The 7071-nt window shown below is 72.0% G+C and carries 7 protein-coding genes; 1 reads left to right on the forward strand and 6 read right to left on the reverse strand.

The annotated features are described in order from the left end of the window. The 4 genes from AC13HU_RS27900 to AC13HU_RS27915 all read right to left on the reverse strand — a co-directional run. On the reverse strand, nucleotides 1-440 hold a 440-nt coding region (locus tag AC13HU_RS27900; RefSeq protein ID WP_483044722.1), incomplete at its 3' end, for a DNA repair ATPase. Next, on the reverse strand, nucleotides 437-2737 hold the full coding sequence (locus AC13HU_RS27905; RefSeq protein ID WP_483044723.1) for a flotillin family protein: 2301 nt from the start codon (nucleotides 2735-2737) through the stop codon (nucleotides 437-439). The genes AC13HU_RS27905 and AC13HU_RS27900, both read right to left, overlap by 4 nt. 75 nt (nucleotides 2738-2812) lie before the next feature. Next, the gene (locus AC13HU_RS27910; protein ID WP_483044724.1) at nucleotides 2813-3601 is read right to left on the reverse strand and encodes a hypothetical protein; all 789 of its coding nucleotides are present in this window, start codon (nucleotides 3599-3601) and stop codon (nucleotides 2813-2815) included. Nucleotides 3602-3912: 311 nt separating this feature from the next. Beyond that, nucleotides 3913-4464, reverse strand: coding sequence for a YceI family protein (locus AC13HU_RS27915; protein WP_483044725.1), 552 nt, complete (start codon nucleotides 4462-4464; stop codon nucleotides 3913-3915). A 105-nt stretch (nucleotides 4465-4569) separates the two neighbouring features. Between AC13HU_RS27915 and AC13HU_RS27920 the strand changes: the two genes are divergently transcribed. Then, on the forward strand, nucleotides 4570-5103 hold the full coding sequence (locus AC13HU_RS27920; protein WP_483044726.1) for a MarR family winged helix-turn-helix transcriptional regulator: 534 nt from the start codon (nucleotides 4570-4572) through the stop codon (nucleotides 5101-5103). 142 nt (nucleotides 5104-5245) lie between these two features. On the opposite strand, the gene AC13HU_RS27925 is transcribed toward AC13HU_RS27920, so the two are convergent. Further along, complete coding sequence (locus tag AC13HU_RS27925; RefSeq protein WP_483044727.1) at nucleotides 5246-6304, reverse strand: PucR family transcriptional regulator; 1059 nt, start codon at nucleotides 6302-6304, stop codon at nucleotides 5246-5248. 358 nt (nucleotides 6305-6662) lie between these two features. Then, a complete protein-coding gene (tatA, locus tag AC13HU_RS27930) occupies nucleotides 6663-6944 on the reverse strand; it encodes a Sec-independent protein translocase subunit TatA (protein ID WP_483044728.1) in 282 nt (93 codons plus the stop codon). Between the last annotated feature and the right edge of the window lie 127 nt (nucleotides 6945-7071).

Consider the following 7071-nt stretch of genomic DNA (forward strand, 5'->3'; position numbering starts at 1 on the left):
AAGCCGGGGTCGTCCAGCAGCCCGGCCGGGCCGGTGTCCATGGCCGTGGCGGTGGACGTGGCCGCTGCGCCCGTGTCCGTGGAGGCGGCGGTGGCCGCGCCCGTCCCGTCGCCCTCCAGGTCGTCCGCGCGGCGCACCCGGAACACGTCGGCGACGTCCTCGACTTCGGCCGGGTTCGCGGCGAACAGCAGGTAGGGACCGACCGGGGCGATGTCGCCGGGCAGCGCCGGGCGGGCGGTGCGCATCCGCTCGGCGCCCGCCAGCCGCAACTCCGTGGAGCCGAAGACCTCCTGCCGGGCCGCGTTCAGCGCCTCGGCCCGGCGGGCCAACTCCCTTGCCGTGCCGGACAGCCGGTTGCGCAGCACCTGGTAGGCGTCCCCGGCCGGCCCCGCCGCATCCGATGCGGGGCCGGCGTCCGCCGTGGAAACCTGCTCGCTCACTTCTTCGCCAGTCCGTTCGCCTGTGCACCGCCGGTCGCGCCCGAGTTGCCGTTCACCGCGGTCCCGGCGGCGGCGGACGCGCCGGAAACAGCGGCACCCGAGGCACCCGAAGCACCGGAGCCGGAAGCACCGACCGCACCCGCGACGCCCGCCACAGAGGTGTCGGCGATCCCCATCGCCCGTGCCTGGTCCAGCAGTTGCTGGAGCCCGCCGGCCTGCGGGCCACCATTCGCGATCAACCGATTGAGCAGACCGGCCACACTCATGCCACCCATCCCCGCGCCGAGCGAGGACAGTACCCGGGTGGCGTCCTGCGCGAACCGGTCCGACCCGTCCAGCCACGGTGCCGCCACGGCCCGCACCGTCTCGGAGTTGGCCACGAAGGAGTCCACCGAGCGGGCCGCGCTGACCGCGCCGAGCAGCCGGTCGAAGAAGACGTCGTCGCCACCGACGATGCTGATGTCCGCCTTCTCCAGCCCGGTGGCCAGGACGGTCGCCTGCGCCTCGGCGATCTGCCGCTGCGTCTCGAGCCCGGCCAGCCGGACGTCCTTCTCCGCGGCCAGCCGCAGCCGGTACTCCTCGTGTCCGCGCGAGGCGTCGTCGAGGGCGGCCATCGCCGCGGCCTTCTCGGTCAGCCCGGCCGCCTCGGCCTTCAACCGCTCGCCGATCATCGCCGCGTCCGCAGCCGCCTGCGCGGTCGTACCCTCCGCCTGGGCAAGGGACTTGGCGCGGACGCCCTCGGCCTCGGCCTTCAACCGCTCGCCGATCATCGCCGCGTCCGCAGCCGCCTGCGCGGTCGTACCCTCCGCCTGGGCAAGGGACTTGGCGCGGGCACCCTCGGCCTCGGCCTTCAACCGGGCGGTGGTCGCCTCGGCCTCGGCCACGCCGACCTTGGCGATCGCGGCCGCGCTGCGCTCGCGCACCTCGACCTCGGCGAGCCCCTGTGCCGCCGCCTCCGCGCGCAGCCCCTCGGCGAGCCGCACCTTGGCGTCCGCGTCCAGGTCCGCGGCGCGCTTGCGGGCCTCGGCCAGCGTCAGCGACTCGCGGGCCTTGTGCTGCGCGGCCTGCTCGGCGGCCTCGGCGGCCTTGATGTCCTTGACCAGCTGCTCCTGTGCCTGCGCCTCCGCGGTGATGATCAGCGCCTGCCGCTCCCGCTCGGCCTCCTGCACCATACGGAGCTGCTTGATCGACTCCTCCTGCTCGGCGACCGTACGGTCCACCGCGATCCGCTCGCGCACCACGTCGGCGACGTCCCGGCGCTCGCCCTCGACCTCCTTCTCCTTGGAGATCCTGGCCAGTTCGGTCTCGCGCTCGCGGGCGATGACCTCCAGCACCCGGTCCTTCTCGATCCGCTCGTTCTCCACCGCGATCACCCGCTCGCGGTTCTTCTGTGCGACGGCGACCTCGCGGGCCTGGTTCTCCCGCTGCACCCCCAGCTGCTCCTCGGTGCGCAGGAACGCGCCCTGCGCGCCCAGGCGTTCCTCCTCCTGGACCTTGGCGGTGACCGCCTCCTCCTTGGCCCGCAGCGTGTCGACCTCGCGGCGCTGCTTGATCTCGGCCTCGGACTGGCGGCGTTCCAGCTCCAGGATGGTCTCCCGGGCCTCGACGTTCTGCCGGGTGATCTCCTTCTGCTCGGTGCGCTGGAACTCGTTGGTGCGCACGTGCTCGATCGCGGTCAGCTCGGTGATCTTCCGGATGCCCTGCGCGTCAAGGATGTTGGCCGGGTCGAGCTGAGTGAGCGGGGTCTGCTCCAGGAAGTCGATCGCGCAGTCCTCGAGGTGGTAGCCGTTGAGGTCGGTGCCGATCACCTGGATGATCTGGTCGCGGAAGTGCTCGCGGTGGGTGTAGAGGTCGACGAAGTCCAGTTGCTTGCCGACCGTCTTCAGCGCCTCGGAGAACTTCGCCGCGAACAGCTTCTGCAACGTCTCCTGGTGGCTGGCGCGTTCGGTGCCGATCGCCTGCGCCACCTTGATCACGTCCTCCTTGGTCTTGTTGACCCGGACGAAGAACGTCAGATGGATGTCGGCACGGATGTTGTCCTGGCAGATCAGACCCTCACGGCCGGTGCGCTGGATCTCGATGGTCTTCACCGAGATGTCCATCAACTCGGCGCTGTGCAGCACCGGGAGCACGACGGTGCCGGTGAAGGTCACGTCCACGTGCTTGGACTTGGAGATGATCAGCGCGTGGCCCTGGGAGACCTTCCTGAACAGCTTCGTGACGGTGACGACCACGCCCAGGGCGATGAGCAGGAGGACGGCGACGAGCACGCCGATTCCGATGACGGTGGCATCCATGACGGACCAACCTCGATGCGGTGAAGCGGATATGAGTAAGTGTCAGATGGGTGGCGGCGACCTGGTGCGCCACGATCAGGGCAGGACCCGGGCGCGCGGCGGCGGCGGTCCGGCCGTCGGGTCCTCGTAGGGTGCGGCCCAGAAGAACTCGCCCTGCACGTCGTAGTCGTAGAGCAGCGCGGTGCCGCCGGCCGCGAGGGGGCCGTCGGTATCCTCTTCCGGCCGCCGGACCTGGACGATCGCGGTGGAGCCATCGGGCGCGGCCACCTCGGCCTGGCCGAACCTGCTGGTGACGGTGCCGGTGCGGATCACGCAGATCCGGCCCACGAAGTCCTCGCGGGAGGGCGGCTGTTCGTGCGGGAAGAGCCGGCGCAGCGGCCGTACCAGGACCCAGGTGAGCAGCCAGGCGCCGAACAGCGCGGCGGCGATCAGGGCGACATCGGCGACGGCGCGGCCCGGGCCGTGCAGCCCGGCGCCGTTCAGGGCGGCCGAGCCGGCCAGGCTCAGGAACCAGCCGAGCGCGATCAGCAGCGAGAGCACCACGGTGACGGGTACGCCGTCGAGCCCGGCGGCGGCCAGCAGGCCGGAGTCGGCGGACTGGTCACCGCCGTCGTGGGCGTCGCCGCCCGCGTGCCCGTGGCCCGCTACGTGCCCGTGGCCCGCCAGTCCGTCGCCGCCGGAGTCGGCGACTCCATGGGCACCCCCGTGTCCCATGGAGTGGCCGCCGTCGGTGCCGTGGTGGCCCGGGCCGTGCGAGTCGGCCGCGCCGACGAGCACCAGGCCCCAGAAGCCCACCACGACCACCAGCGCCCCCCCGAACAGGACGGTCGGAAAGCCGAGGCACACATCGACGAACTCCCCCATGTCGGGTGCGCCTCCCCCCTCTGCCGTTCCGTCCTGCCGGACAGATCGTGGCAGCGCGCGGGCGGGTACGGCATTTCCGCATCCCGGCAGACTTGGCGGCCTTGAGATGTCCTGGTCCGCCTGCAACCGAAACGCGACGGCCGTCGTAGGCGCGGATCAAGCGCCCACAACGGCCGTCGTCAGAAGGTGGATCAGCGGGCCCGGTGGTGAAGTGGGCCCCTTTTCAGCGGTTGTTGACCGGCCCGACCAGTCATGGTGCCCGGACCGGTGATGTGGTCCGGACCGGCGATGCCGCCCGGATCAGAGGTGGCTCAGGCGTCGGCCTTCGCGGCCTCGATCTCCAGGACGATCCGGATCTTGTCGCCGACCGCGGCACCGGCGGCGCCGCCGGTCACCCCGAATTCGCCGCGGCTGATCTCGGTGGCCGCGGAGAAACCGGCCACCGCGTTGCCGTCGAAACCGACGCCGAAGCCGTTCAGCTCCAGGGCGAGGGTGACGGGCTTGGTCACACCGCGCAGGGTCAGGTTGCCGTCGACCTCGAAGACCTCGGCGGACTTGGCCCGGATACCGGTGGAGGAGAAGGTCAGCTCGGAGAACTGCTCGACGTCGAGGAAGTCCGCGCCGCGCACGTGGGCGTCACGGCCCTCGTTGTTGGTGCTCACCGAGTCGGTCCTGATCACGGCGTTGACCGTGGACTCCAGCGGGTTCTCCGCGGTGACGATGGCGCCCTCGAAGGCCGCGAAGTGACCGCGGACCTTCGAGATGCCGAGGTGGCGGACGTAGAACGACACGTCCGAGTGCACGGTGTCGATCTTCCAGGCGCCGGCGACGTAGCCGTCGATCACTTCGGTCTGCGTGCTCATAGGGAAGGCTCCTCGAACGGAAACTGGGATGCATGCGAGATCATTGAGCTTTCACCGACCCTACTGCGCTGGTATTGAAAGTTCAACCACACGTATGCTGGAGCCATGGACGACGTGCGCTGGCTGACCGATGACGAGCAGGAGATCTGGCGGGCCTACATGGCTTCGACCGTGGAGTTCTCCGCGTACGTCGACCGTCAGCTGCGCCAGGACTCCGGTATGCCCATGGCCTACTACGAGATCCTGGTCCGGCTCTCGGAGTCCGCCGGGCGGTGCCTGCGGATGAGCGAGCTGGCCGACGCCTCCCTCTTCTCCCGCAGCCGACTCTCGCACGCCGTCTCCGCCCGGGAGACGAACGGCTGGGTACGCCGCCGCCCCGCCGACGGCGACCGCCGCGGCTGGGTCTGCGAGCTGACCCCGGCCGGCTTCGACGCCCTCGCGGCGGCCGCGCCCGGTCATGTCACCGCCGTCCGCGAGCACCTCTTCGACATCCTCACCCCCGAGCAGCTCGACGCCCTGCGCGAGATCGGCCGCGCGATCAGCGCGGGCCTGCGCGCGGAGTGCGACACCGTCCGGGCGGAGGAGGCGGAGGCGTGCGAGGTGGCGGACCGCGGTGCGCCGGGCTGCCGCCCGGGCTGAACCGGCCCTGGGTAGGTGACCCTTGCGGATGTCGTTCGCCTCGCGGTAGGCGGTGGTTGGTCGCGCAGTTCCCCGCGCCCCTCTGGCTCCGGGTGGATGGCCCTTGCGGATGTCGTTCGCCTGCCGGCCCGTCGCGGGCTGGTCAGAGCGCGCGGGTGGGCCAGTCGAGGAGACGGGCGCCGAGGGCGGCGGTTTCGAGGGTGTAGCGCTGGAGCGCGTCGTCCGGGTCGAAGCCGGTGAGGGCGGCGATGCGTTCGAGGCGGTAGGACAGCGCGCGCACGCTGAGGTCGAGCCGGCGGGCGGCCTCGGCGTTGACGTAGCCGGCGGCGGCGTAGGCGGAGATGGTCTCGACGAGGGGCTGGGCGCCACCGCGGGCGTGGACGAGCGGGCCGAGGACCGTACGCACCAGGTCGGACATCGCGGCGCGGTCCCGCATGAGGACGGGGAAGACCAGCAGGTCCGCGGCGTTGAGCACGGACGCGGTCAGGCCCAGCCGGTCAGCGAGGTCGAGGGCGCTGAGCGCCTCCTCGTAGGAGCGGACCACTCCGACGGCGCCGCTGTGCGGGCGGCTGATGGCCACCCGCCCGGCGGCGGCGAGCTTGACGAAGGCGTCGAGGGCGGGCCGCTGCTCGGTCGGGGCGACACAGACGAGGCGGCCGTCCTTCGACGCGACGAGCACGTCATGGTCGCCGAAGCGGCCGGCGAGCTCGCGCTCGACACGGTGCAGCAGCGGATGCGTCTCGTGATACGAGTCGTCGGCGGACGGCGCGGCGACGGCGACGACATGGCGCTCGGCCAGCCGCAGCCCGAAGCCCTCGGCCTGTTCGGCGATCCGGCCCGGGTCGCTGCGGCCGTAGAGGAGGTCGTCGATGAACGTCCGGCGGGCCGTCTCGGCACGGCGCACCGCGTGCCGCTGGGCCCGTGCGTGCCCCTCGGCGAGGGCGGCGATCCCCGTCTCCAGCGCGGCGAGTACGGCGCTGCCGACCTGGCGCAGCTCGCCCGCGTCGCGTGCCCCGGCCACGCCCGGCAGATGCAGCCAGGCCCGCCGGGCCTCGGCGAGGTGGACGGCGGTCAGCTCGCGCAGCCCGAACCCGGAGTCGGCGGCGTGCTCGCCGAGGACGCGGCGGCTCTCCCGCTCGGCGCGGGTGAGGGTGCGGCAGCTGCGGGATATCTCGGCCAGCGTCTCGGGGAAGCCGGCCACGAACTCCGGGGGTACGGCGCCATCGCCCGCGGTGTGCGCACCGCCACGGCCGGGGGCGGAGTGCCCGCCGGCGCTTCCCGGGTGCCCGGTCCTTCCCGCGCGCGCCGGGTTCTCCGGGAGCCCCGGTCTGTCCCCGGCGGCACCTTCCTGTTCCCGCTCCGGCCCGTGCCCCGTACTCGTACCCGCCCCCGACGACACAACAGGCCCCCTCGCTCGCTTCCCGCACCCGGACGTCATGAACGTACCAAGACTGCCGGGTCCCGGAAGCGGGGGGCCTGTTACGGGCGCGGAGCCCTGCCGGAGCGCGCGGGGCGCCTCCGGTGCAGGCGCCGCGGCGCCGTGGTCGACCGGCCCGCGGCTACTTCACCGAGCCGGTCGCGGGCTCCTGCGTCTGCGCCTCGTTGGCCGTCACCACGTCGCTGGGGGTGATCGCCTCGGGGGCCGCGGTGGTGGAGGCGGTGGGCGCGCCGCCGGCGGGCGTCGCGTCGTCGCTCTTCATCGCCTTCGCCTCGGACTTCAGGATGCGCATCGACTTGCCGAGACCGCGAGCGGCTTCAGGCAGCTTCTTGGAACCGAACAGCACGATGACGACGATCGCCACCACGATCAGGTGCCACGGCTCCAACCCGTTTCGCAACATGGGATGATCCTCGTTTCGTTATGGCCGACTCACAGCTCTCTAGTGTCGCATTGTCACCCGGACACCGTTGCCGACAGCTACCCGGGTACTCAAAGCATGCGCAAAAAGCTGGTGAACGGGAAGACCC

This window comes from Streptomyces sp. NH27 (assembly GCF_056859195.1).